Origin of the sequence: Bacteroides ndongoniae, from assembly GCF_900108345.1 — a bacterium.
GTDB classification, from domain to species: Bacteria; Bacteroidota; Bacteroidia; order Bacteroidales; family Bacteroidaceae; genus Bacteroides; species Bacteroides ndongoniae.
Map to the genome: position 1 here is coordinate 1 of NZ_FNVV01000014.1, position 25,733 is coordinate 25,733.

The 25,733-nt window shown below is 38.5% G+C and carries 19 protein-coding genes and 1 pseudogene; 5 read left to right on the top strand and 15 right to left on the bottom strand.

The annotated features are described in order from the left end of the window. Positions 1-144 precede the first annotated feature (144 nt). From BQ5591_RS11000 to BQ5591_RS11015, 4 genes and pseudogenes are all read right to left on the bottom strand, one after another. On the bottom strand, positions 145-735 hold the full coding sequence (locus BQ5591_RS11000) for a YqiA/YcfP family alpha/beta fold hydrolase (protein WP_071149434.1): 591 nt from the start codon (positions 733-735) through the stop codon (positions 145-147). Between the two features lie 2 nt (positions 736-737). Then, a complete protein-coding gene (locus BQ5591_RS11005) occupies positions 738-1,037 on the bottom strand; it encodes a glutaredoxin-related protein (protein ID WP_071149435.1) in 300 nt (99 codons plus the stop codon). 130 nt (positions 1,038-1,167) lie between these two features. Then, on the bottom strand, positions 1,168-2,274 hold the full coding sequence (locus BQ5591_RS11010) for a site-specific integrase (protein WP_071149436.1): 1,107 nt from the start codon (positions 2,272-2,274) through the stop codon (positions 1,168-1,170). Between the two features lie 99 nt (positions 2,275-2,373). Next, positions 2,374-3,279: pseudogene (locus tag BQ5591_RS11015) on the bottom strand (helix-turn-helix domain-containing protein). A gap of 360 nt (positions 3,280-3,639) precedes the next feature. On the opposite strand from BQ5591_RS11015, the gene BQ5591_RS11020 reads away from it, so the two are divergent. From BQ5591_RS11020 to BQ5591_RS11040, 5 genes are all read left to right on the top strand, one after another. Beyond that, on the top strand, positions 3,640-3,960 hold the full coding sequence (locus tag BQ5591_RS11020) for a helix-turn-helix domain-containing protein (protein WP_071149437.1): 321 nt from the start codon (positions 3,640-3,642) through the stop codon (positions 3,958-3,960). Positions 3,961-3,963: 3 nt separating this feature from the next. Then, positions 3,964-5,235, top strand: a complete 1,272-nt coding sequence (locus BQ5591_RS11025; RefSeq protein ID WP_071149438.1) for a type II toxin-antitoxin system HipA family toxin — start codon at positions 3,964-3,966, stop codon at positions 5,233-5,235. A 332-nt stretch (positions 5,236-5,567) separates the two neighbouring features. Further along, positions 5,568-8,726 carry a sacsin N-terminal ATP-binding-like domain-containing protein gene (locus BQ5591_RS11030; protein WP_159434454.1) on the top strand — a complete coding sequence of 1,053 codons (3,159 nt, stop codon included), beginning with the start codon at positions 5,568-5,570 and terminating at the stop codon, positions 8,724-8,726. A 216-nt stretch (positions 8,727-8,942) separates the two neighbouring features. Next, complete coding sequence (locus BQ5591_RS11035) at positions 8,943-11,132, top strand: ATP-binding protein (RefSeq protein ID WP_071149440.1); 2,190 nt, start codon at positions 8,943-8,945, stop codon at positions 11,130-11,132. Further along, complete coding sequence (locus BQ5591_RS11040; protein WP_071149441.1) at positions 11,119-12,420, top strand: hypothetical protein; 1,302 nt, start codon at positions 11,119-11,121, stop codon at positions 12,418-12,420. The genes BQ5591_RS11035 and BQ5591_RS11040 overlap by 14 nt, the downstream gene beginning before the upstream one ends. A 61-nt stretch (positions 12,421-12,481) precedes the next feature. On the opposite strand, the gene BQ5591_RS11045 is transcribed toward BQ5591_RS11040, so the two are convergent. The 11 genes from BQ5591_RS11045 to BQ5591_RS11095 all read right to left on the bottom strand — a co-directional run bounded on the left by BQ5591_RS11045 (position 12,482) and on the right by BQ5591_RS11095 (position 25,686). Continuing rightward, complete coding sequence (locus BQ5591_RS11045) at positions 12,482-13,045, bottom strand: very short patch repair endonuclease (RefSeq protein WP_317042576.1); 564 nt, start codon at positions 13,043-13,045, stop codon at positions 12,482-12,484. Next, entirely contained in the window at positions 12,934-15,297 is a 2,364-nt protein-coding gene (locus BQ5591_RS11050; RefSeq protein ID WP_071149442.1) for an AIPR family protein, read from the bottom strand. The genes BQ5591_RS11045 and BQ5591_RS11050 overlap by 112 nt, the downstream gene beginning before the upstream one ends. Then, positions 15,284-16,300 (bottom strand): PD-(D/E)XK motif protein, encoded by a 1,017-nt coding sequence (locus BQ5591_RS11055; protein WP_071149443.1) that lies wholly within the window; start codon positions 16,298-16,300, stop codon positions 15,284-15,286. Before BQ5591_RS11055 ends, BQ5591_RS11050 begins: the two co-directional genes overlap by 14 nt. Further along, positions 16,290-19,091, bottom strand: coding sequence for a Z1 domain-containing protein (locus tag BQ5591_RS11060; protein WP_204502701.1), 2,802 nt, complete (start codon positions 19,089-19,091; stop codon positions 16,290-16,292). The genes BQ5591_RS11055 and BQ5591_RS11060 overlap by 11 nt, the downstream gene beginning before the upstream one ends. Continuing rightward, the gene (locus tag BQ5591_RS11065) at positions 19,088-20,557 is read right to left on the bottom strand and encodes an ATP-binding protein (protein ID WP_071149444.1); all 1,470 of its coding nucleotides are present in this window, start codon (positions 20,555-20,557) and stop codon (positions 19,088-19,090) included. Before BQ5591_RS11065 ends, BQ5591_RS11060 begins: the two co-directional genes overlap by 4 nt. A 3-nt stretch (positions 20,558-20,560) precedes the next feature. After that, positions 20,561-21,331, bottom strand: coding sequence for a protein NO VEIN domain-containing protein (locus tag BQ5591_RS11070; RefSeq protein ID WP_071149445.1), 771 nt, complete (start codon positions 21,329-21,331; stop codon positions 20,561-20,563). Next, entirely contained in the window at positions 21,331-22,629 is a 1,299-nt protein-coding gene (locus BQ5591_RS11075) for a DNA cytosine methyltransferase (protein ID WP_235340357.1), read from the bottom strand. Before BQ5591_RS11075 ends, BQ5591_RS11070 begins: the two co-directional genes overlap by 1 nt. 164 nt (positions 22,630-22,793) lie before the next feature. Beyond that, positions 22,794-23,198, bottom strand: a complete 405-nt coding sequence (locus BQ5591_RS11080; protein ID WP_071149446.1) for a hypothetical protein — start codon at positions 23,196-23,198, stop codon at positions 22,794-22,796. A gap of 35 nt (positions 23,199-23,233) precedes the next feature. Beyond that, positions 23,234-24,175, bottom strand: coding sequence for a relaxase/mobilization nuclease domain-containing protein (locus BQ5591_RS11085; RefSeq protein WP_071149447.1), 942 nt, complete (start codon positions 24,173-24,175; stop codon positions 23,234-23,236). Continuing rightward, positions 24,165-24,473 carry a MobC family plasmid mobilization relaxosome protein gene (locus BQ5591_RS11090; RefSeq protein ID WP_009319489.1) on the bottom strand — a complete coding sequence of 103 codons (309 nt, stop codon included), beginning with the start codon at positions 24,471-24,473 and terminating at the stop codon, positions 24,165-24,167. The genes BQ5591_RS11085 and BQ5591_RS11090 overlap by 11 nt, the downstream gene beginning before the upstream one ends. Positions 24,474-24,612: 139 nt before the next feature. After that, on the bottom strand, positions 24,613-25,686 hold the full coding sequence (locus BQ5591_RS11095) for a DUF6371 domain-containing protein (RefSeq protein ID WP_071149448.1): 1,074 nt from the start codon (positions 25,684-25,686) through the stop codon (positions 24,613-24,615). Positions 25,687-25,733: the final 47 nt, after the last annotated feature.

The following is a 25,733-nucleotide window of genomic DNA, read 5'->3' on the forward strand; positions in this document are numbered from 1 at the left end:
TTGAACGATTTATTTGCGTGTCTGGGATTGAACCAAACACGCAATTAATTGACAAACTTTTCAAAGAACTCATTTTATTTACTGCCAGAGCCGCTTAGGCTAGGCTAATTTTTAACGAACTATTGTATTATATGATAAGTTATGCTATAATTCCAATAATCGTTCCGCTAATGGCGCATAATATTTTTGTACTTCTTCAGCTGTTGGAGTATGACCGCCAGGAAAGTGGTATGAATATTTATAATGCATTAAAAATAAAGGCTCAAAGTGTGCTAGATGGTCATTCTCACCAAATATCCCCCATATATTTTCTTGGTTAGCTACCTGACAATTGTCCCATTGATGCTGTTGAAGTTCTGCGAACTCATCAATCAATGTTTGGTTAATGACAAGCTGCTGATTTCCGTTAGCTCGTGGTGATTTGTATTCATGCGAACCAATACGTTCTATCAAGAAACGTGTCATTTCGAAATGGGGATTTCCGAGTAAAGCAGGGATATTGTTTTTAGATGCTACTATCTGTGCCAAAAACGAGCCATTACTGTTTCCTACCAATATATCAGGTTGTTCTTGGTCGCACAATCTTTGGATAAAGTCGATAGCTTCCTGTGGAGGCAGGGGTAAGTCTGGACTCATGACTGTTGCCTTACCGCTGAAATATTCTTTCAAGGCAAGAGCTGGGATACATGTACCTGATGCAAAGAAACCATGAAGGAAAAGAATTTTCTGTGCCATAATCAACAACCACTTCCGTCAATATTACATGTTGCTCCTTCATTAATAGGACGTGAACGTAATCCGGCATCTTCTGGACTCAAAGTAACTGTACCGTCTTCCAATACAAAGCAAGGAATTCCAACGGCTCCAACACTTTTGGCTTCATTAAAGGCCGGATGATGATCTCTTAGTCTCAAGAATGCTTTCAAATCTCTTACGTGTTGACCAATATCGATGACTTCATATCGGTTATTACCTTTTACTTGCTCTTCTACATACGTACAATCCGGACAAGTTCCCATTCCATATATTTTTATCATAGCTGTAGTTATTCATTTAAAGACTCAATTTCCTTCAAAGATAGCGATTCTGTCAGATAAAGCAAACATAAAAACAGGTCATATCCGATAGATTTATCAGATATAACCTGTTAATAGGTAAAGAGCTATATTATTTCAACGAAATTTTATTCGCCGTCTCTCGTTTTTTCGAATTGACCAAATCAGCATAAATCTGTGTAGTCGAAACATTTTTGTGAGTAAGCATTTTTGATACTGTGTAAATGTCTGTGCCTAAAGAGATTTGTATGACGGCGTACGAATGACGGAAGCAGTGGAAGGTTATGTGTTTTTTGATTCCGGCTTCTGAAATCCATTGCTTGAGAGGCTGATTTGTCATAGCTCTGGTCAGTCCTTTAAATACCCGGCCTGAACCAGGAATACCACATAGTTCCAATGCTTCGTTACTGATGGGGAGAGTGGCTTCAGTTTCTGTCTTTTCCGTACAAATTCTGATGTAATAGCCATTGTCAGGACCGACTTCAATATTATCCCATGTAAGCTGTAAAATATCGCTGATACGAAGACCGGTCATACAGGAGAATAATGAAGCTTGTTTCAGTACAGGAATCTTGCATGGTGTAGCGGCCAGTTTCTTAACTTCTGCTAATGTGAGATACTGCTTTTTGACTTCTTTCCATTCAATCTTGTCTATGAAGTCATTCAGATTTTCACGTAGCATCTTCTCTTGATAAGCTATTTTCAGTAATGCACGGAAAGTTGAAAAATAACCAGCTGCCGAATTCCTCGAAACGCTGATATTAGGATGACGGATTTGTTTACAGTTCAGTAAATACTGCCTAAACTTCTGGCAAAGCTCTACCGTTACATCGCCGAAAGTACAATAGCCGTTTACAAACTTTTCAAAATGCTGGTAAACGCAGTCCCATTTGTGATACTTCAGTTTTGCTTTCTCACGAAAATAGGCAAGGAAGTCAGCTTTCATTTTGTGTTTGTCAAGAAATCCAAACTCCTCATTAACGATTGCCTGTACTCTGATACAACGAATGGCTTCAGCCTTACTCAGCATCTCGTTGTTGAAATCACGTTCAATCTCATTTTTAGGACGGGCATAGATATAAATGCCAAGATATTCCCTGCGGCTCATTTTCATTGTGTACGGATTGCGAATGGCTGGATAATAGTCCAGGTAGAGAGAAATTCTGCCGTTACTGATAACTCTTTGTCTCAATGTTACGTTAGTACATGTAAGTGCCATAAGATTAATGTTTTTGGTTGATAAATTATTATTATCGGTACAAATTAAACTGGTGTTTTCTTGGTGAGTACTCACACCGGGAAATAACTTATACCGGGATTATTCAATGATAGGATCTTCGAACAAATTATCGAGCTCAGGTTTGGATATAAGAGTATATTTTCCCTTCTTAATCTTGGGAATTTGATGATACTTGGTATAATGGTATAGCTGGTCTCTTGTTATTTTGAATTTTTCCATAGCCTCTCAAACTGTATAGTATTTGGGCTCTTCAGCCTGACGTATTCCCTTTGCTATATCGAAGTGCTTTTTTGAATAATATACTGTAATACCAACCTTCTTTTTCGGAATGGCATTTTTATAAACAAAAGAATATATAGCGTTAAGGCTCATTTGAAATTTGTCCTGTACTTCTTGCACACTATACCATTCTGTAATGTCTGCATCTGGAGCCTTCGAGGAAAAATAAGCATCAACATGCTTTTTACTCCAGTAAGTCTTACCACGATTGAACGTTTTGGGAATTTTATTTTTCTTAGCCATCACAAATATCCATGATTCGCTAACATTGAATTTTTCTATACTTTCAGCTGTAGTATAAAATTCTGTGATTGCTTGTTTTTCCTTAGGTGGCAACTTAAAATCTGCAGGATGATTAAACATATTGTTTATGTCATCTTTGCTTAAAAGAAATTTAGTTCCTATACGTGTTGCTTTAAGATCGCCTCGTTTAAGGTAACCATATATTGTTGGTCTTGTTACTCCAAGATAAATTGCAGTTTCTGTAATAGTCAGAAAAGGTTTGTCTTTAATCTTCTCAATAGGTTTTTCTGTAACAATTTTTTCAGTTAAATTATTATTGGCAATTATTGCTGCATCACGCTTACGTTTCTTATATAATGCGTTTCCACACTTATGGGAACAACAATTTGTCGTCGTTTTGTAGGCAATAAATTCTTTACCGCACCAGGCACAAATTCTTTTAATTTCAATTCTACTTTTCATTTTATTTCGCTTTATTTCACCCAATAATCTGTATAATCCCGTAAAATTCTGTAAAATGGCGTAAACTCACTCCACAATCTTTCCAGCGTAAAATGCCGGAATTTTGCTTCGTGGTACAAAAACGGTACAAAAAGATGATGTACAAAGCTTATAAATGACTAATATTGACAGTAGAGCACCAAAAAAGGCGCCCCGTAAAGAGCGCCATATCAATCGATTATAATCAATTCAACTATTTGATAATCAAACATTTACTTGCCAAACAGATTTTAACAGGAATAAATTCAAAAATTACCTCTGTAACGCATCATAAAATAAAGTAAAACTGCTATATTTGCATATTATATGATATGTTGAGCCATGACAAAAAGTACAATGGGTACCAAGTTGCCAAGAAAATTGGATCAGAAGATGCAGATAGTAGGTGAGCAGATCAGGCTGGCCAGACTACGCAGGAATCTTAGTATTGCCCAAGTCGCCGAACGTGCCACCTGTTCACCTCTGACGGTTTCACGCATAGAGAAAGGTGTACCAACGGTGGCAATAGGCATTTATCTTAGGGTGCTTTATGCTCTTCAGCTGGATGATGATATTCTTCTGCTTGCAAAAGAAGATGCAATGGGAAAAGCATTACAGGATTTAAGTCTTAAACAGCGGGAAAGGGCATCCAAAAAAGAATAAGGTATGAAAGAACTCTATGTATTTGCTGATTTTGATTGGCTGAAAGAACCAAGGCTAATTGGAGATCTGAATTACGAATCCCTTTGTGGCTCTGACAGCTCTGGATTTTGCTATAATGATGAATGGCTCAAGGACTATGGAGGTCTGTTTCTTAGTGATGACTTGAACAACTATCCTAGTCAGCAATACACGGCTCCCGGCAAGGATATTTTCGGATGTTTTTCTGATGCCCTTCCAGACAGGTGGGGACGTACATTGATAAATCGTTGGGAGCAGATTCTAGCAAAGGAAGAGAATCGTCCGATGCGTCGGCTTTCTTCATTCGACTATCTTATCGGGATTGAGGACTTTTCTCGCATGGGGGCTTTTCGATTCAAGGAGTCTATAAATGGAGATTATATCAATGCAAGCGAAATCCTGCGCATACCACCACTGACAGATATTCGTGAGTTGATTGCAGCTAGTTCCGAAATAGAGAAAAGTGAAGATGAGAACAGGTTACCCGAAATGCGTTGGATTGCTCAACTGGTACAACCTGGTTCTTCTCTTGGCGGAGCGCGTCCAAAGGCAAGTGTAATTGATGAAAACAGAATTTTGTGTATAGCAAAATTTCCGTCCCGTAAAGATGATTATGATGTTGGACTTTGGGAACATTTCTCACATCTGTTGGCCAAGAAGGCTGGTGTCAATGCTGCAGAAACAAGAGTAATCTCTACAAGCGACAAATACCATACTTTGCTTTCCCGGCGATTTGACAGAAGGGAAGAAGGTAAGCGCATACACTTTGCTTCAGCCATGACTCTTTTGGGCTTAAATGATGGTAATAATGCTAATACCGGCCATGGCTATCTGGATATTGTCGATTTCATACTTCAGAACTGTACCAACGTGGAGGATAATCTGCAAGAACTGTATCGCAGAGTCGCGTTCAATATCTGTGTTGGTAATACAGATGATCATTTCCGCAATCATGGTTTTCTTCTGACTGCCAAGGGGTGGACTTTATCTCCGGCATATGATATGAATCCCTCTCTGAATGAGTATCAGAGCCTGTTGATCAATAGCTCTAACAATAAATCGGATTTGAATGAATTGCTGAATTCTTGTGAGGAATATATGCTACAGAAACAGTTAGCTCAGCAAATCATTAGTGAAGTACTGAATGCAGTCAAGAAATGGCGATTATTGGCTACGCGACTAGGTATTGTGAAAAGCGAACAGGAACGGTTTGCTACTGTTTTTGAGCGACAGATTCACTTATATAATTCGCAGTAATGAAATGGGAAAAACTTACTCCTTATGTATTTGTAGCCTAGCTTAGAATCTTTTGCTGCTTTATAGAAATAATCACCTGATAAACAACTTTTATCAGACAAGTATAAGTTTTCCCAAAAAACGGTTTATATGTACTGCTACTAATCGATGATACTAAGGGCCTTCGCATAACTTCACTCTATGTTAACATAGGATCAGTAAAAGAGTATCTTTCTGTAGTGGGGATGGAAGCTAATAATTACATTCAGACAAAAGTTTAAAATATTAACTTTTTAGGTTGCTTGTTTGTTGGGATTCATAGAACTAATTACAAATTATTAAAATTCAATATTATGTCAAATAATATTCTTACAGAAGAACAACTAGAAAACAAAAAGAAAGAAGCTCGCGATAGTGAGATAAGACAGAATCTAAAAAGCCATTGTACTAAAATTCGCGACGGCATACAAAAGAATGGAACGGCAAGTGCCCATCGAGCTATTTGGGAACTATTTCAAAATGCGGGAGATCTTTCAGAATGTGCTGAAATTAAAATGACAATCGAAAAAAATGCTTTCATATTTGCACATAAAGGGAAGTCTTTTACCTATGATTCTCTGTGCTCTCTTGTAAAACAAGTTAGTTCGGAAGAAAAAGAGAGTGATGATACCGTTGGGCAATACGGAACAGGTTTTTTGGCAACACATACATTCGGCCTAAAAATAATAATTAATGGCAGTATGTGTATCAATCAGGACCCTCCTGTTTATGTTGATATTGATAATTTTAAAATTGACAGAACGAATTTTAATAATATACCAGCTTTTATTGGAGATATGTTTATACAAATAGAGGCTGTTAATGCCCTTATGGATGCGCCTCAAACTAACCAGCCACGTGAATGGACTGAATTAATATATAGTCTTAATGAAGAAAGGTTGTTAAAAGTTCAGAATGCTATAGACGAGTCGATTAAGCTAATGCCCTATGTGCTTACATTTAATGATAATATTGGAAGCTGTTGTATTGAAGATAAAAATCGAGATTTTGTTATAAAGTTTTCAAAAGAAAAACTTCCAACCTCCACAAATGATTTACATTTAGCAAGAATATGGATTTCAAAAAATAGTGATAGCCCTAATCCTTTTGATTGTTATTATCTTCAATTGCATGATGGTGAAAGTCGGATAATTCTTCCACTTGAAAGTGAAAATATTGTGAGACCAATTCAGAATATTCCACATTTATTTGTTCATTTTCCGCTTATCGGATCAGAATATTTAAATGTTAGTTTTATTTTTCATTCGCATAAATTTACTCCTGAGGAGGCTAGAGACAATATTATTGTTCCTAAAAATAATGATGCTGTAAAAGACATAGCGGAACGGAATAGTAAAATTCTCGAAGAAATGACACATTACTTATGGGCATTTTTAGAAACTCATGTAGAGCATTGGAAAGGAACAATGAATATGGCTGCTCTTCCGATAAAAGATTCTGGATATACAGAAAGTGAGACAGAAGAATTCTATAAAGACTTAAAGAAAAAATGGGTTAACGAATTTATTAAATTGAAGATTATAGACATAGAGGGCATTCGATATGCAATGAAAGATGAAGTACATCCTTTAGTCCTTGAGCCTAATCTTGTAGAATTCTTTTCTGATGAAGAAAATGTTGAATACTTGCCAACTCTTTATACATATGCTAAATCTGTGGCACTTATCCCAATTCAATCAGAATTATTGAAATGGTCTAAAATTATAGCAGAATGGAATCTTCCGGACAATACATTTTATCTAAAAATTGAAGATATAGTTGCTTATATAAGTAAGAATAATGATGATGGCATATTGTTGCATAGTATGTTGGAAATGCTTGTAAAATCTGGATATGATGCTTTTTTCACAGATTATGCTTTACTGCCAAATAGGAATAATGAACTAAGGAAACGTGAAGAACTTCGTGATGCTATTTCAATTACGGAAGATTTATATATTTTGGTTTCTGCCTTAGATCCGACTATCTGTAAAAAGTTTGTTAATACAAAATTTGCGGATATTGTAAAGCTGTCTCCATATACTCGGAGTAATCTTCGTGATGAATTGAATTCATCTGTTAATGCAGAAAAAAATGCGATCCATTGGAATGAAGGTAATTTGTTAAGTGCAGATTTTGAATATAATCTGATTAGACTGTGTTCTGCATTCACTACACAAAATGGTGATTCTAAGCGGAATCGTATTATGCCTATTATATGCTCATTTGAAGATCTTGAATATAAAGAATTATATATTCCAGCATGGAAAGATGATGATAAATCTTTAGATATATATAGACAAATATTTATTACTCTTGTAGAAAATCAGATGCGGAAAATTTCGACAAAAAGTACAGAATGGGTAAAAATTAATTTTGAGGCTCTCTCTTCATTTGTCGATGCTGCTCGTGGAGATGATTTCAAAAACTTTTGCACTCAATATGCAATATATCCAGATATGAATTTAAACCTGCATGTACCTAATGACCTAAAAAGAGATGTTGATTTGAATGAGGATCTTTTTAAGTTATATTTAGAGGTATTTGGTGAAGACTTACATGATAAATGCGTACATCCCGATTTTGAAAAGTATTGTGATTGTTTCAATAATGACGAATTCCAAAATACAGCTCATTCTATTGCAAAAGAAATTCAGAATAAATTGAGTGGTGATAAATATAGTAATGTAATAGTTCTGGATATAATAGAATTAACTGAAAAGGAAGGGATTGTAGGTAAAAGTTGGCAAAGTTTATTTGGAGACATTTATAATCAGCGAGAGTCAATCCGTTATAATTTAGGGACAGCGACTGAACGATCTGCAATAAATCGTATGATGAAGCGGCGTAATCCGAATCTTTTGGAACAGATGGCTGATATTTCTGAGCGTGAAGATGCAGATCAAATTGTTCTTCGGGTACAAGATGCTATAGCTGAAAGTGAACATGAAGCATACATCAAGATGCTAGGTGATTTTGTAGAATCTCATATTCAGTATTATATCAAGAGTGCATTAAGTGACATAGGCGTTTCTGTAGAAAATGAACAAGGCGGACAAGATTTAATACTTAGTAAAGAGGGTTATACTAATTATTATATTGAGATAAAGTCGAGATGGGTAGACAAAGAATCTGTTGTCATGTCTCAACAACAATTTCAAAAAGCTGTTGATAATCCCGATAATTATGCTTTGATATCTGCTCAAATGTGGACTTTTGATCAAAACAGAGTTCAGAGGAAAGAGAATGTCTCTTTAGATGAAATGCAAAGTCGTATAAAAGTTTTAGATAATATAGGGTATTTAGAGGCTGATTTGCGTAGACGTGTTGATGACGCGTTTAGAGGTAAGGATACAGATATTAGAGCTGTGGGTACTTATGGAGTCCATGTTCCACAAAATGTATTTCCTGCGAGTGGATTTGGTGATTTTATAGAAAAATTGAAACGTTACTTTCAAACATCTATTTCATGATATGCAGAAAATGTAAGAATCTCACTATATTTGTGCTCTGTAAAATAAATAATATGTTGCTTATGTAGTTAAAAATGCTTAATATGCGCATATAAATATACGTTTATTCAAGAGAAACGAGCTTTTCATAACAATACTTGTTTTGAAAACTCTTAAAATCCTTTTTATGTAGCCTCCTATAATGGCACATGTAATTGCGAAATAAAAACGATTTTTATGTCAAAAGAAAAATATCCGATAAAGGCTACGAGTTACATCATAAATTTACTTGGTGATGAACTCATTGGAAGTGACAGTCTTGCGATTTTTGAGTTAGTTAAGAATGCTTATGATGCGGATGCAACATTAGTTACCATATCATTTAATGATTTGGATTCTCCTAATCGTAATATAGTTATTGAAGATAATGGAATAGGAATGACTTCTTCTGTAATTCAGAAAGTTTGGCTGACTATTGGAACTGACTATAAAAAAAAACAAGCGAAAATTAGCAAAAAGTTTCATCGTATTTCATTAGGGAATAAAGGTGTAGGGCGTTTAGCCGTGCATCGACTGGCCGATGAAATATTTCTAGAATCGCAATCTGAAGGAGATTTATTTGGCTCAAGTTTGCATATAAATTGGAAGGAGCTTATTCAATCAGAAGAATATATTGAAGATCTTTCAGTAGAGGTAGAAGATGGCATTTCAAAAGAATTCCCAGACAAGCATGGAACCAGAATAACATTAACAAGCCTAAAAACGAAAAGGTGGACGAAAGCTATTCTTAAAGAACTGGCGCGAAAGATTGTATCAATTAAAAATCCTTTTTGTGATCTTGATTCATTTGAGATTAAATTAATTTCAAATGAACAAGAAAAACAACATTGGTTAGATGAGGTTCAATCTCCCGTTTGGATTTTGAATAATAGTTTATATAATTTTGCCTTTAAGATTGAGCCCTCAACACAAAATGAATTTGCTTCTTTTCATTGGAAATATTCATTTAATCCAATTAATTTTCCTGGTAATAGTGGAATAATCACTGAATCTAAGGAGTCATCTGATGATACACGTTTAATACTGAGGGCGGATGTGTTTGATGAACAAGTCGACCAGAATGGAGAAAGAGGTCGACATATCCTTCAAAACAAAGATTTGATTGGTATTGGACCTATTTCCGGAGTCTTCCATGTATTTAATCAAAATGGGCGAATTTTGGATCTAACTTTCGGAGCCGGAAAACGTTCTGCAATAAAAGATTTTATTAAGGATAATTGTGGCGTTAAAATATTTAGGGATAATATTCGTGTATACAATTATGGCGAACCGTCTGATGATTGGCTTGATTTGGAATTGGCTAAAATTCAGAAAATCGGAGATCATTTTAGTAAGAAAGTTACAATAGGGGCTATTTTCCTTAGTTTGGAACAAAGTGAGGATGCTTTAAAAGAAAAAACGAATAGAGAAGGTTTTACAGATAATGAAGCATACCGGTTGTTAAAGTCCATTGTACAAGAAACATTTGCGGTTTTTGAGAGAACAGCCATATCTAATCGAGATGCAATCGAAGCTTTCATAAAAAATACATCAGTAGTAAGAAGAGTAGGATTCTCAACAACTATCCAAGAATTAGAGGCTGAATTAACTAAACGAGGACTTCAGCAAGAACTCTCACCTTTACTGAAAAAGGTTGAGAAGGATTATAATGATATGAGAGATGTCATGTTGAATTCGGGAATGAGTGGACTTAATTTAAGCCTTATTTTTCATGAGATTGAACGAGAAATTCGAAATCTGAATCAAAGCTTAAGTTTGGATGAAATCGACTCTTCTGGTTTAAAACATCGAGTAAAATCTCTTCTTTTACTCATTGAAAACTTTGCTCCAATCGTTAAACAGAATAAGAAATTAAAATTAAAGGCATCTCAATTAATAGAACGTGCGAAACAAATTCATGAAACTCGATTCAAGTATCATGAGATAATTTTTTCATCTCCAGTTTTAACTGGGGATGATGATGATTTCAATATAGTTGGTCCTGGTAATTTATTATTGAGTGCGTTGTCTAATATCATAGATAACTCCATCTATTGGGTTAAGATTAATTCTGAACTACGGAAAGATCCTCAATATCGTAAAGCTATATATGTTGGAACAGATATTAATTCTTTTGATGGTCCAGCAATTATGATTGCTGATACTGGAACCGGTTTTCAAATGGATCCAGAAGACATGATTCTTCCTTTTCGAACAATGAGGCCTGAAGGTATGGGATTGGGGCTTTATTATGTGAATTTAGTAATGGAAACAATCGGAGGAAAATTATTGTTTCCCGATCGAAATGACTATAATATACCATCTGTATATGATGGAGCTTTTGTAGTTTTGGTTTTTCCTAAAATAGAAAACAATGATAGAAAATAATAGAATAATAATAGTGGATGATGCTGACGAAGATCTGCAAAAATTGAGTGATGTTTTTCATAAGTATGGAATTGGATGTAAAACATTCAGATATGATGGATTCAATTTTCCAGATACACCTTTGAAGGGAGTTCGCTTTGCTTTTTTTGATATTCATTTGGCTCAAAGTCCTGAGAATAAAACTATATTCTCAACATTAAAAGATGCTATATCTAAATATATATCAAAAGAAAATGGTAAATATGTATTGATATTTTGGTCAAATCGAACAGAATTGATTCAAGACTTTATTGAGTTTATAAATAGAACTGATGATGAATTTAAAGAAAAATTAAAACCAATAGCTCTCGAGATATTGGATAAGAATGAGTTCATTAATTCTGATTCAGATTTGGAAACAAAATTGAATGCTATTCTGTCTAATGATATTGTGGAGTGTCTGATAAAATTTGATGAAGCCGTTTTATTAGCGGCAACACAAACTTTAGACAATATATTATCAATAATTCCCTTTACGGATCAATGGGGTAAGACTGATCAGTTCAGCAGTGATTGTAAGGCTGTTTTTTCCAAAATAGCTGAAGCCTCCTATGGGTTTACGCAAGCTCAAAAAAATCCGGATGCTGCAATTAAAGAAGCTATTACACCTGTTTTTGAAAGCATTTTAAAACAAAACAATGACTCGTGTTGGAAAAAATTCTTAACACCGTTGAGAGATGCTAAGAATTCTTCTGAATTAAAATTCCCGATGTCTGTTTCTACAGCAAAGTTGAATTCAATATTTCACATTGATAGTTATAATATAGATCATCGCTTAAAAACAGAGCGTGGCGCTGTTTGTCCAATTACTCAAGAGAGTATTAAAGATGTATTTAGTAATATCTTTAAAATTGAATATCATGAATGGATTGAATCTACTTTTAAATTTAAGAAAGGTACTAATATAGAGGAACTAATAAGTACATCATGCCCCATACTTATAGAATTCAGTGCATCTTGTGATTTTTCTCAAAATAAAAAAAGAACTGAAAAATATTTATTGGGAGTTATAATAGATGCAAAACATAAAATAAGTCCTGCGGGGGAATATACCCTAATATTACCACCTTTAGAATACTCTGGACGGGACATTTTAATAGGACTTAATTTAAATTATAACTTTATCGATAATGCAATGTTTGCAAGTATGGATAATCCCATATTTCTCATTCGAAAAGAGATGATGGATATGATTGGGAACAAATATGCTAGTCATATTTCGCGAATCGGAATAACATCATTTCAATAATAGGGAAGGTAAAGTGTCCGGCTCGCTATGGTGAACCGGACACAAAATGAACTAAGTATAATCAAAGGTGACCCATTAGATTAGAATCTTGTGAACGAATATCTAGGGATAAACGCTCTATTAGAATTGAGAAATCCTTTTCATGTCTAAGCTCGCATTCCCAAACGATAATAACCTTCCAGCCTGATTCTTCAAGTTTGTGTTTTGTGATTACATCCCGTTCTCGGTTACTTGATATTTTGTTAATCCAGAATTCCGTATTGCTTTTGGGAGTATATGCATATTTACAACCAGGATGTCCGTGCCAGAAACATCCATGAACGAAAATTACAGTTTTGTATCGTGGCAGAACTATATCCGGTTTTCCTAGAAGACTTTTGACATTGACACGATAGCGAAATCCGCGGGCAAAAAGAGCCTTGCGGAGCATAATTTCCGGTTTCGTACCCTTATTTCTGATTCGGGACATGACTTCAGATCTTTTCTCTCGGCTCCAAATATCCATATCAATCGTCAATTTGAAAATCCAGCCTTCCTTAACTTCTGCAAATTGAAATAGAAGGCATACTTCATCCTGTCTGTCAATGGTTTTATTCCATCGGCGACATCCTTCATGGCTTTCCATTTCCAATCTTCAAGGATTCGCCGTCGTTTGTCCCATTCCACCATTTTTTTGATTAGTTCCAACGTAATTTCATCGCGACAGTCTACTTGGTTGGATATGGCATTTGCGCTTTCGCTTGCTTTTATACGATCCAATTCCGCCAAATTATCCGCTTCCTCAAGAAGTTCTGGGTTATGTTGCCAGACATTTTCATAAATCAGATATCCTCTGGAGATATCATTGTCGTTCAGTTTACGATTATTCTTGATTTTATATGCAATATCACTTGCCATAGAAGTTAAGGTCGGCTGCAGCATTTCCGTATCACGTCCCCACGCCTCTATCTTCTTCCAGAGGGAAAAAGGGATGGCCCGTATGATATCCTCCTTATGCCGTTTCTCCAACTCTTCATCTTCACCATCGTTTTTGTGGTTGCGTTTGGGAGGATTCTTCTCATCAATAAAATCTTGTTGTATCTCATCGAGATCATAGGTCCAATTATTTAAACGAACTTTTAACCAGCACTCTTCTTTTTTTGCCCATTCGATATAGTGAGAAACAGGGGATTCTCTAAGAATAAACTCGTTGACTTGTTTCATCAAATCATATATAAAATCCGACAATGCCGGCGATATCGATTGGTTTTTCCAGATCCGATACAAATCCAATTGTCCCTCTGTAATGATATTCAAGAGAGACAAGGTATACGGAACGACAACTTGTTTCAATTCACCAATATGATTTCCTGAAAGTTTGGTTCCATAACGTTTGTCTGCGGTCTTGAAGAGAATTGCCTTGGCTATTGTGTCCTCAAACCATGCGACATCAATATGTTTGGCATCCGGAAGATTATAGTTTATGAAACGTGCATAGTTCTTTTCATTTCCCCGAACGACGATATGAGGCCCAACAGCCAGATTTTTGCCATTATAAATCTCCTGCCAAGCATTGACATATTTGGCAAGTTCTACTTTCGTCACAACCTGCTTCTTTGGATATTTTAGATCAAAAGCCTTTTGTCGGGATTTGGTAAAGCCTTCCTTGGCTCGTAAGGTCTTGTATTGTCCACGAGCCCGTTCAAAGAACCACACTGTCTGTAAATTGTTGGTCGGAGTTGCGGGAGCAAATACGTATCTTGAGATTCGTTCGATTTCTACAAGAGCCGGATTGTTGGCCGAGAAGTCAGCATCATTGACTTTGTTCTGAGTATTGGCATAGCGCGATATACGTGAAACAATTTCCGCGTACTGATCCTTGTCCTTGATGACGGACAGTTTTACTTGGACTTGAATTTGGGAAATGTCAGCCTTATCCTTTTTTGCTGTATTATAGATGGAAGCTGTCGTCTGACCTCCATTGACAATCTGGAGATTACTGATGTGTCTGATGAAATGTTTTGTCTCATCCAGTTCAATATGATCAGCAGTTGCAGCAATACCGTTGTTATATGCCAGAAACATGTGAGGCTCATTCTTGATGGTTTCACGTATTCCCTTATTGATTTTTCCCGTAAACTGAAGAAACGAACGCACGTTCTGTTCAAGTAAACGAGCACCATAGCATTCATAAAGTTTGGCTAAACATTCTCCAGACATAATGGCAACATATGCTTCATAATCCGAATTGCTCAGATTGGCAGCAAGACATGGAATTTCATATTTGTGTCCGTCAAGGTTCTCAAAATCCAACTCTATGGGAACTCCAGCTTGTTCGGAAATCTTATAAAGGAACTCTATGTCTATAACTTTGTAGTAGATGTTGTATCCGCAAATGGTCTGGCTGGCTGGCAGTTCTCCCTTGTACACGCCGTTCGTCAGGATGAAGGCATTTACGCGAATCAAATTGTTACGCAGTTCCGCATAATTGGCCAGCGTATTTGCGAATTCAAAGATTTCGGAAGATTCTGCAACTTCATTTACATAATCGTTGTATACGGCTCGGCGAAAAAAATTCGTTATCATTTTGGCAGCTGTATCTATCTCTCCTTTGGATATTGTCCGAGCTTCCATGGTGTTTGCGTAGAGGGTAATAAAAAGATCTACGGTTTCGTAATTGTCCGAGATTGCATACCCGTTTATCTTATGCTGGCCTTTTTTTCTCAAATCACGTTCGTCATAAGCGACCGAAACATTTTCCGTTTCAGCAGCATCAGCCAGCATATCCAAGCATATTCGAGTAAATATCTGCTCTTGAGTGTTGCCCTCTTCATCACCAGACTGCATGGCAACAACGTCTTGCATCAATGACTGATAAAACTTCTCAATCTCTTTCATGGCCAATTGTATTTTTAAAGAGTTCCGTATCATTTACCTCATATTCTTTGCAAGCGGACGTATTGATAGTATATGTAACATTGCTGACTCCAGTGCGTAGCTCTTGCTCCACTATTCTAGGGAAATTTCCTGATATGCGATAAGTCTGTTCACTGCGAATCCTATAACAACGATCCTGATACAAGGAGGCATGTTCATTAAAATATCCTGCATGTGTCAAACAGGAATTGAAATTGTGTAATGCAATCGCGTCGTCCGATAACATTTTTCTCAGATCCTCAACTTCCTTATTTAATGTCTGTCCATTTTTTCTAGAGACTTCAACGGAAAGATGATATAGAAACAGTCTGTTAATTAACGTACTATCCAATTGGCGTTCACCATTGATGATAAGTCGGTCTGAGCTGTTTGTTGCCGTAGTCTTTACTTCTATAGCCCAATCTTCACCTTGGAAGTCTCTCATGGCTTTGTCGCAGCCAACCCAGAAACTAACAATATCCGTCTTGTTGATAGCATTTCGGCGCAACATGCGAGACAAAAGATGAAGTTCACCATACAAGCCTTGTTGTTCACTTGGTGTAAGACCGGATGCGAGGCCACGATCAAACAAGGTTCTCCACTTTTCAAGTTGATTTAAGACAATACGAATGGCCGTATCTTCAGATACCTCTCTTGTTACGGCACTTACTAAATCTGAACATAATGTTGCAAATACTCCCAGACAATCCGTATGAAGCAGTTGGATTAGCAACAAGTTTTTGTACTCAAAACTTTTGTCTGACATCTGCTGAATTTTAAGTTCTTTTAGACTCCTAAATTGTTCGACAGGGATAGTCAGATCTTTGTTATAAGAGAATGCAATACCAAACAGATTATCTGGGTATCGATATGTTCCGTATATGCACAGAGGAGATTCAATTGGAACTCTGCGTTTGGTGAGTCCAACTTCTTCTCCCATGCTCAGATTATCCCATATATCTATTATAGAATTACTATTCATCATAAGTATTATCGTTGGTGTTATCGAAATTTTCCTCCGTAATTGCAAAATCCGTTACCTGATTGGCGACATAAGAGACCGCCTTGTTGGTATCACTATGTGGAAATGCTATGGCGAATCCGATAAATGGTTCATCGTTTTTTGTATCAGTGGTTGTATCCGTTAATCCTGACACATTTGAAAATGCAGGATTTAATGGATAAATCATAAGTAATGGAGTCTGTTTTGACCGGAACTCTTGTCTCACGAGCTGGGGGGAGGGATAATCATGTTTCCACTCTTCACCGGCTTTGAATTTTCGGTCTCTCGTCTCGTCAAGTGCATCCGACAGCATGTCAGCGGGAAGGTCGATGAATTCATCCGTTGGATTGCCGACGATATGATTCTTACGAATATAGTATGTCTTAGAATTCTGGGCATCTTTTGCCTGTCTACGAATAAAACAACCCACTTGCACGCCGTTGGAGAAAGTGTGGACACACGTGTTTTTATCGACATTCTTACTCATCAAGGCAATATTCCAGGAAATGAGTTCTCCGACTTCATTCAGTTCCCTAATATAGTCGCATATAAGATCCAGATTTACCTTAGTCAGGGATTCTGGAAGTTGGAATCGAGACAGATAGTCACATATGATATCAGAAGATACACCAGTCCACAGATAGTCGCTCTTGATTCTGTCTGGAGTACCAAGCTCCGAAAGAAGACTGTCCGTTACCGCCAGATTGTTCCGTTTGGAAATCGAATTCTGAAGCAACTGATAGGTCTCTACAAGACGACCTGCCCATGAAACCTGAATATTTCTTGTATGGCGCATTTTGGATATGGATGTTATCTGCAGTTGTCCAGGATGAGTACGAACCTTCAGGGCATAGTTCTCTGGTGTCCCACCTGATTCTGCCAGATATCTGAACTCTTCCCGCAGTTCGTCACTGGCAAGAGTTATGTGTCGATACCATTCATTCAGTTCGTTACTGGTAAAGAGCCGACAAAGGTCCACATAGCCGGGACGATATCCGAACCATCGTCCCATCTGCATCAATGTGTCGTACATTTTTGAGGCGCGCAAGAAATAGCTTACAGACAGGCCCTCAAGTGTAAGACCCCGAGACAACTTGTCACCTCCAATGGCAATAACTGAAATGCCGTTTTTTTCATTCTCATAATATGTTAAACTGTCCCCAGATGTACCGTTGATGGATTTGACCTCAATTTTCTGTACCGCTCGATATAGCAGAGGCTTAATCTCATCCCACGTATGAAGCCTCATTCGGTTGTCAACTCGGGACAGAACGGGTGAATTCATAATTTCTCGGGTAATGCTACAATACGAACGATAGGTTGGAGTATCTTCCTCGAAAATTTGGCGAAACTCTTCCATTATGGTCGGATCATTCGCCTCGATTTCACTCTTGTAATACTTGAATAGACGATCAATGATTATCTTGAGGTGATTTTGCCATGCCTGAAAACGGGACACATGAATCAGCATGGAGTTATGCTTGTTTTCCTGCCCCCGTGCAATGCGTATGGAACAAGTAATAATAAAACACTTAATGGCCGTTTTTAACGATTCCGGAATATCATCTATGGTTGGTTTTGGATCATCTCTTCTATGCCCTGCAGGAACGAATGTATCACTATCCGTAACCGGGAAGACAATAGGCAAAAGATCTTCGTTCCCATCGGGATTTGCCGAAGTTCCAAAGACCTTCTCAGGACCAATGTAGTTGTCCGGAGCCGGGAGGTTTATAATGAAATCCTTTGGAAAAAGATCGTCCTTGTCAAGAGGAATAAAGATATTGGCAAACGGTGTGGCCGTGTAACCGACATAGGCAGACCGGTTAAACAACTTGATGATCTTACATATGTTTTTATTTATGGCGGTCGGGTCATCACCATCCCGACTGGTATTTATGGAGGCATTGTCCGCTTCGTCGTCAATAAGAAGCAGGGACTTGTTGGCTATGATATCGTGAGTTGATTGTGATTTTAACCAACTGTATAATCGTTTGAGTACAGATACATTTTTCTTTATCACAAGAATAATCGGCTGTGGATTGTTGAAGTTGAAGCCGGCAGTATTTGCTGCTTGTTTAGTAAAATCTCCTCTTTCTGTACTAGTCGTGTAGGAATTGGCAATGGCATTGTCAAATCCCGGAATAAGTCCTACTCCAATCCGTATGGTTCGATTCATGTCGTATGCTCTGGTATTCTGTGTGTCAAATCCCAAGAATCCTTCATCTATACGGGTCTGTGTCTGACTTCTCAGATTATTGTGTATACCGGCCAATATGATAATCAGATTGAATCCAGCATCGGCTGCTTTACAAATAAGTCCCGTATAGTTGGCCGTTTTACCAGACTGCACTTGTCCAACGACAAGTCCTTTCTTATTAATGATAACATCATCGCGCTGTGGATTAAACAACTTGTCCAAAATACGATCAGTTAAATCGTCCAATTGTGAAATAACCTCCGGCGCAAAATGTTTTTGTTCGGCCAAGTACCTTTTATACCTGGTCCAAAAAAGCCATTCTGATTGACGCTCTGCTTTAAATTCTTTTAACCAAGGAATCCGAGCATCACGTCCTTCCAGAATCTGGTATGTATCCACTTTTACATTGTAGATAGCCAACAGACTCTTTTTTAATTCGGTTTTGTCCAGTCCTGCATACATGGGGATACTGGTAACGTCGGAAATAGCTTGATTTATTTCATCATCACTCACTCCAAGTTTAAATCCGATTATTGCCTGACATATATTTATTGCCTTATCGTTCAATTCATTCATTGCAGTTCATTTATTAAGTCTTCGTATTCATTGAAAGGTTCCATTTGTTTAAGAGCCAATTTAGACTGTTCCAGAGTTAGGCCTTGTGCGAGTTGTTCTTCATGGATTCTTCTTATCATTGTGTTAATCAACTTAGGATCCATATCTGAATAGGGCTGTTTTTGACTATCGTCATCGTTAGCTTCCCGAACATAAATGGTTTTGGCTGGTATGGATTCCTCTACGAATTTCAGTAGCATATCAATGGCCAAATCTGGGTTCTCTTTAGCAAGTTCACGTATGTTACGAATAAGCGTATGCTCTCGATTGACGATGAAGGACCATTTGTTGTCCTTCTTCTTTTCCAACCACAGACTTTGAAAATCCTGTCCGGCCCTCTGTTTCAGAATGCGCCCACGGTGCCTATACACTTCGGATCCCTTATTACAAGCCAATCTGGCATAGGATTCAAGCTGCTGTCTACATCCCACTGGAGGAAATGCTTTGGCCTTTCTGATGTCTATCTGCCAATCAGAATCCAAACTGTTGGGTAGATTAATTTGTATTCGTACCAGTTTGTAGGCTTCTTCCTTGCGAAATAATCCCAGCCAGTCTCCGGCCAACAACAAACGGTTCCCACGATAGACATAGAAGCCTTGGTGTGCAGAGAATCCGAAGATTCCTTCAGCTTCTTTGTATGCTGTTTCTGAAGAAAAATTATTTTTGTGAGGCAAAATAAACCCCTTAACAGTTACATGTTCTCCAATTTGTTCAGACGGCATGATCTGTACCTTACTCTCCTTTGGACAGAAAGGATTCCATGGAGCTATTTCATGCCCACACCAATGTATTGTGATGGATTTGGTCTCAAGAAAACGATGAAAAGTCATTGAAAGATGCTTCTTAACCCTATCGAAAGCTTCAGAAAACTTTCGTTTGGCATGTTCGTTCTCGATTTTTGTTGTAGTCGGTATAATCCGATCCGGATCTGTCCAGATAACAATGGTACCGGATGTAAGACCATCCAATTCATGCTCAAAACCTTCAGGAAGCCAATGGATCAGTTCCCATCGGTCACTGCGAGCAACGTGATCCAAACTCCAAGTCCAGAATTCAGGAGACTGGCCTTGAATTTTGCTCATGACTGTCAGCGTACGACATTGAGAAAATGACGCGGTTTTTAAACCAAGACCGAAACGTCCCAAATCAGTTACAGCACGTTTTTCCAGCGGATTCTGTGCTCCAGGTCGCATGGCCTGAATGATTTCGTCTCCAGTCATCCCATGCCCATCATCCATGATCGTTATGACGGAGTTTCCTCCTTTCCAGATCCGATTGATCCATACATTCTTAGCCGATGCGGATATCGAATTGTCTACGATATCCGCAACGGCAGTTTCCAAGGTGTAGCCAATGGCTCGAAATGTTTCGATCATTGCTGCTGCTCTTGGAATAGCAGAAGCTGTACCTAAAACAGAGAAATCCATCCTTTATTTATTTTTTATTAATTCTTCTTTAGAAACCGAGTAAGTCGTTTGAGTTATCTGTATCGATCTTTTAATAACTTTAAGGCTGTTATAAGGATCACGTATGAATTGAAACTCTGGTGTTGAATCAAGATTGCTCACAATACACAAATAATATCGTTCACCACAGATCATGGCCGTCTTCCATTCCTTTTCCGTCAGAAGAATACCCCCATAATCATCAGTTATTCCCTTAACCTCAATGCAAAAATTCTCTGATCCAGAATGTATGCGAAAATCATAACCACATCCCTCTGCCGTACAATCTTCTAAAGCTCCAGATATTGGAAATCCTGTTTGAGCATGATACTCCTTGAAATGTGTTTCAGCTCTTTTGCCAGTCATGACCCGTAACGCAAAGCTGGCACTCTGAGCATCCTGTTTTTTGTCTAACATCTGAGAAACTATTGGTTTCCAGCTTTTTGTTTTATTATGTTCAAGAATATCCCATACAAGTGCACACATATCAGATTCAGACTCCTGATCAAACAAATCTATAGTTCGACTGATTATTTTGGGCATCGGCCTATTGTACCAACCTTTTCTCCACTTATATACAGGATCAAACTCATCTCGGCGAAGTTTAATATATATTTTATTTGCCCCAAGTTTTTCTGCACACTTAGTAAATGCTTCTGAAAAAGATTTGTACCCTAGATGCTCAATGGCAATCTTATCATATTTTGCCAAATAGAAAGCTACTATCGTCGCATATATATTTTTCGTTGCTATCATTATAACATTTTTTTTATAGCTTCAGCAATTCTCTGTGCCAATACAACGGGGACGGCATTGCCAATCTGTTTGAAGGCAGATGTTCGGCTCCCTTCAAAAAAGTAATCGTCTGGAAATGATTGTAGACGAGCCGCCTCTCTAACCGTAATGGATCGTACTGTTTCCAATGTCGGATTTAACGTTGGATAAATATAGTAATGGCCATCCATGGCTATGTGCGCTACTACAGTATGACAGCATCCGTAAGGATCGACAACATTGAAACGATTAAGAAAAATCTTTGTATTTCGATGAGTCTGCAACTCCATCGGTAGTTGCGCGTAGTTTAATCGCTGGTGCTCATTTAACCACTTGTCAACAGCAATTTTGTATATTTTTCGATCATTTTCATTTGTTGGTCTGGCAACGTGCTGAGTTGTAAAATTAAACTTGCCACGTATTCCAGACTTATTGAGGTACGGCATTTCGGACAGAGGTTTGACATACGAAACGACTTCGCTGAATTTTCCTTCTCCCGCTTTTCGCACAGGCAAATCCGAGAACAAATCCCGCAGAACCTGATAAGGACACTTTTCCACGGGAAGTTCCGGATAATGATATGGACTTTTTATCCCTTTTACAATGCGTTTCCAACCTACAATAATAACTCTTTGCCGATTTTGCAATACTCCATGTTGGGACGCAACCTGAACTTTACAGTCCATATCATAGCCGAGTTCTTCAACCAATCGTTTAAGATCCGCGAAAGGTTCACCTCGCTTAGCGGTCAGTAGTCCCAATACATTCTCGAATACGAACATTTCGGGATCATAGCGTTTAATAAATTGCACGTAATATTTGTACAATTCATTTCGAGGATCTTCCTCAACTTTCTTACCCATACGAGCTCTTCCAGCGACAGAATACGCTTGGCAAGGTGGTCCCCCTATGATAATATCCACTTTGTTGTTTCCTTTGAGCTGATCTACTTTCTTGAAAATACCATCAATAGTGTTCTCTCCAATAGTAGCGCATATCGTAGTATCGATTATGCTTTTGGGAACCTGATTCCACAATTTTTGTCCGTCTGTTCTTTCTTCCTTATGTTTGAGATAGTCTTCATAAATTGACAGCATTCCATTTTTCTGAAGATAGTGAAATGCAGATCTGGTCTTTAATGTGTTGCAGGCATTCTTATCCATTTCAATGTGTGCAAGCGGTGTAAATCCAGCCCTTACAAATCCTTCGGAAAGTCCTCCTGCTCCAGCAAATAAATCTATGAATGTATATATTTTTGTTTTTTCCATTAATTTGATCATAGTGTATTATTTACAAAGTTAGCAAATTTAATTAATAATCTACATATATGCTTTGATTATCTGCTGTAATTTTTGCAAAATGGAGATATTAAATTTAATCGATGATTTATCGGTGTGATTTTATGAAGGAGAGGTTTTTCCTCTCCTTCATAAAGATACCTATATTACACCTCTAATTCCTTCAACGACAACCCATAATTATATTGTCCGAAAAATCCTCTGTGGATAAGTTTCAAACCAAGGGTCTGATAATACTTGTAATCATCATCCTCGGTGCAGAGGTATTTGTAACCATAGCGCGGGGCGTACTCCTTGAAGAAACGGGCAAGGTCTTTCAGGTTTTCCTGTTGGTTTCGTTTGAAGTTGCTGCGCACAATGATAATGCTCCAGTCGGGGATGCTGCCAACACCACAACTGTATTCCCAGAAACGGATGTATAAATCCATTTCGCCTACATGGACAGAAACACAAATGCCGTTGGCGTTGTGCATAACGGAACAGCAGTTTCTGTAACCGAATCTTTCACACAAATAGAGATTGAAATCGTAAATAAAATCGGAATAGTTCATAATAATTTGAATTTTGATGGTTAATAAAAAATTAATTATAGACTGAAACCTCGCTTACGTTTCGGTTTCTTTTTCTTCTTTTTAAGCCGGTTGGCTTGTATCGCTTCCTCCGTATCATAATCCGTAGGAGAGGGCGTGAACAGTCCCAGACTGATACCGAGATGGTTCTCCTGCTGGTATTCATGCCGAGGTTCCTCGCGTATGATTTCTGCCTGTTGTATCTGACGCTGGTTCATAGTAGCAGAAAGAGCGTTATATCTCAGTTCCTGGTCGATGTTCAGGTAACTGAACTGACGGTCAATCTTGGAACCGCTAAAGGTCAGTTGGTCACATGTGAACTTGACACCTTGCATCTCTCCGGTCGTGCGACTTAGCTTCCATTGCGTATCAATTCCGTATTTCCGTAAGGCCAGTCTCAGCTCACTCCAGCTTCGGGCATTCGGAACTTCTCGTTTCAAGGCATGATAGATAAAATACTTTACCTTGTCGTGATGACGCAACCGCATGAAATTGACATGCTCTTTTCCTTCGGCAAAATGCAAGCGGTAACGGGCTGTCAGCATCTTGCAGACCTTTTCGTTTCGGTAACGGTCGTTCTTGTCGCTGATGGTGCGGCCGTCATTATCTACCCGGTTGTAAACGATGTGACAATGCGGATGGTCACGGTCTATATGCCGGGCGATGATGAACTGCGTGTTCGCAATTCCCATCAGCTTCATATAGTCGTGGGCGATTCTCAACATCAGTCCATCATCGTCACGGATGCGGTCTCCGTCTTCTGCGGAGAAACTCAATGATATATGGCCAACCTTGCTCTTGACCTTGTCGTTCAGTAAAGTCTGCAACTCGAATTGTTCCGCTATTTCTTCAGGCGAGCCGTAGACACCAACCGCTTTCAGCAGGCGCGATTTATCTTCTTTCAGCACATAGTTTACGCACCCGGAAAACGATGTGCCCTTGACAATTTTACCGATCATCCTTGAGCTGTTTTATGAGTTGTGAAATCTGTTGAACGGCGGTACTGCACTCATCGGCCACATGATAAAAACCGTAAGCATTGGCTCGTCTGGCAAGCTGGTTCAGATTTGTGCTTTCGCCAATCAGTTTTCGGATGATGTCAAGATTTTCTCTCGTAATCCGTTCGCGCACTGTACCGTGTTCGATGAGTGAACGCACTACTTCGCTTTGACTGCGTTTACTACGTCGGCTGAGTGCTCTGAGCCAGCCGAATTGTTCGTCTGTAAGACGGATTGTAACTGTATTTTTCTTGTCCATAATATTCGCTTTTGAGATTAATAATTGTGACCATCGGGAGCCGTCTCACCTTCTTTTGAGGTGAGCAAGTGGCCGGGAAATGTAATACACCGGCATAAACTTGCTCCAGTGAAAAAGGAGTGAATCAGACATCTGACAATCATCGTTTGAAAAGTCCTTTCCGAGTATGTTGAACCGTTGCTGAAAGCGGTGCTTTCTCCACATTAACAAGCTGTAAATCGAAAGTTTCGACCAGCGTTTTCAAAGCTGGATTTAACGTGATAAGACGATCGAAAATAACCTCCTTTGTATCTTCTCTCAGCAGAAAATCGGCGATGTCATAACCTGCATCCCGTTCTTCTTTTGTTGCGTTTCTTTCCATAAAATCGAAGAGAGAAGCCTCTATTCCTAGGCTCCGGATCATCTCCATTTTGCTGTTCCAATAGTCGGTTGCCCCAAGGTCGGGGAAGAGCAGAACACGGCGATTTCTCAATACGCTCATGGCATCCCGATTGAATGCTCCGTTCTTTCCGCCCGAAGCAATCCAGAGGTATTGCGGCAGATAGAAGCTGGATATCAAAGCGCTTTTCTCACTCTCCACAAGGGCAACCGGACGCTGCTGGTCGGAGGACAAAAGGTGCTCACCAAACAGGCATTGCCGAAGGTTGAAATTCTCTTTCTTCAGAAGGGAATGTACCCACGTGATGTAGTTGTGCGGCTCTTTAATCCGTCTTCCGTTTTCAGGATTGTAGAGCATCACTTTTCCGGTGCGTACCCGTCCGGAAATATCTACCTGCCAGAAGACTGTAGCTCCCGGCCAATGCTTCGAGGTTCCCACATGGTAGCGTAACATCAGCTCTTCGGTAGCCTCCTGTCCGAAATGGAAACTCAGGAACTGAAACAGCTTGTTTGTGTGATACAGTTTCAGGGACTGCTTCATTATTTCCGGCTCAATGAAGGATGGCGCAGGAGGCAGACTGATATGTGGCTTTGACATCGGCACAAACTCTTCGTTCAATCGCTCTTTGGCAATCGGATTCTCGTCAAAATACATTTTGGGCGTATAGTTATAGCCGCACTTTTGTTCATGGTTGCATCGCCCTACATAATCAGGAAAGCTGATTTGCTTCTCCGTATCGATGTATTTGGCGAAACAACTTTTGCGGTGGCAGTTCGGGCATGTATGCCGGGTGCTGACACCTTTGTATGGTTCTAATGTAAATCTGTAGTTCATTTTTCTTTCTGTTTGGATGTTACTATGCACATTTTCGCAACTTCACA

What these genes read in the sequence shown, in the direction of transcription:
- BQ5591_RS11000 (WP_071149434.1), bottom strand. Translation starts at nt 735, where the DNA reads ATGGCACAGAAAATTCTTTTCCTTCATGGTTTCTTTGCATCAGGTACA.
- BQ5591_RS11005 (WP_071149435.1), bottom strand. Translation starts at nt 1,037, where the DNA reads ATGATAAAAATATATGGAATGGGAACTTGTCCGGATTGTACGTATGTA.
- BQ5591_RS11010 (WP_071149436.1), bottom strand. Translation starts at nt 2,274, where the DNA reads ATGGCACTTACATGTACTAACGTAACATTGAGACAAAGAGTTATCAGT.
- BQ5591_RS11020 (WP_071149437.1), top strand. Translation starts at nt 3,640, where the DNA reads ATGACAAAAAGTACAATGGGTACCAAGTTGCCAAGAAAATTGGATCAG.
- BQ5591_RS11025 (WP_071149438.1), top strand. Translation starts at nt 3,964, where the DNA reads ATGAAAGAACTCTATGTATTTGCTGATTTTGATTGGCTGAAAGAACCA.
- BQ5591_RS11030 (WP_159434454.1), top strand. Translation starts at nt 5,568, where the DNA reads ATGTCAAATAATATTCTTACAGAAGAACAACTAGAAAACAAAAAGAAA.
- BQ5591_RS11035 (WP_071149440.1), top strand. Translation starts at nt 8,943, where the DNA reads ATGTCAAAAGAAAAATATCCGATAAAGGCTACGAGTTACATCATAAAT.
- BQ5591_RS11040 (WP_071149441.1), top strand. Translation starts at nt 11,119, where the DNA reads ATGATAGAAAATAATAGAATAATAATAGTGGATGATGCTGACGAAGAT.
- BQ5591_RS11045 (WP_317042576.1), bottom strand. Translation starts at nt 13,045, where the DNA reads ATGGAAAGCCATGAAGGATGTCGCCGATGGAATAAAACCATTGACAGA.
- BQ5591_RS11050 (WP_071149442.1), bottom strand. Translation starts at nt 15,297, where the DNA reads ATGAAAGAGATTGAGAAGTTTTATCAGTCATTGATGCAAGACGTTGTT.
- BQ5591_RS11055 (WP_071149443.1), bottom strand. Translation starts at nt 16,300, where the DNA reads ATGATGAATAGTAATTCTATAATAGATATATGGGATAATCTGAGCATG.
- BQ5591_RS11060 (WP_204502701.1), bottom strand. Translation starts at nt 19,091, where the DNA reads ATGAATGAATTGAACGATAAGGCAATAAATATATGTCAGGCAATAATC.
- BQ5591_RS11065 (WP_071149444.1), bottom strand. Translation starts at nt 20,557, where the DNA reads ATGGATTTCTCTGTTTTAGGTACAGCTTCTGCTATTCCAAGAGCAGCA.
- BQ5591_RS11070 (WP_071149445.1), bottom strand. Translation starts at nt 21,331, where the DNA reads ATGATAGCAACGAAAAATATATATGCGACGATAGTAGCTTTCTATTTG.
- BQ5591_RS11075 (WP_235340357.1), bottom strand. Translation starts at nt 22,629, where the DNA reads ATGATCAAATTAATGGAAAAAACAAAAATATATACATTCATAGATTTA.
- BQ5591_RS11080 (WP_071149446.1), bottom strand. Translation starts at nt 23,198, where the DNA reads ATGAACTATTCCGATTTTATTTACGATTTCAATCTCTATTTGTGTGAA.
- BQ5591_RS11085 (WP_071149447.1), bottom strand. Translation starts at nt 24,175, where the DNA reads ATGATCGGTAAAATTGTCAAGGGCACATCGTTTTCCGGGTGCGTAAAC.
- BQ5591_RS11090 (WP_009319489.1), bottom strand. Translation starts at nt 24,473, where the DNA reads ATGGACAAGAAAAATACAGTTACAATCCGTCTTACAGACGAACAATTC.
- BQ5591_RS11095 (WP_071149448.1), bottom strand. Translation starts at nt 25,686, where the DNA reads ATGAACTACAGATTTACATTAGAACCATACAAAGGTGTCAGCACCCGG.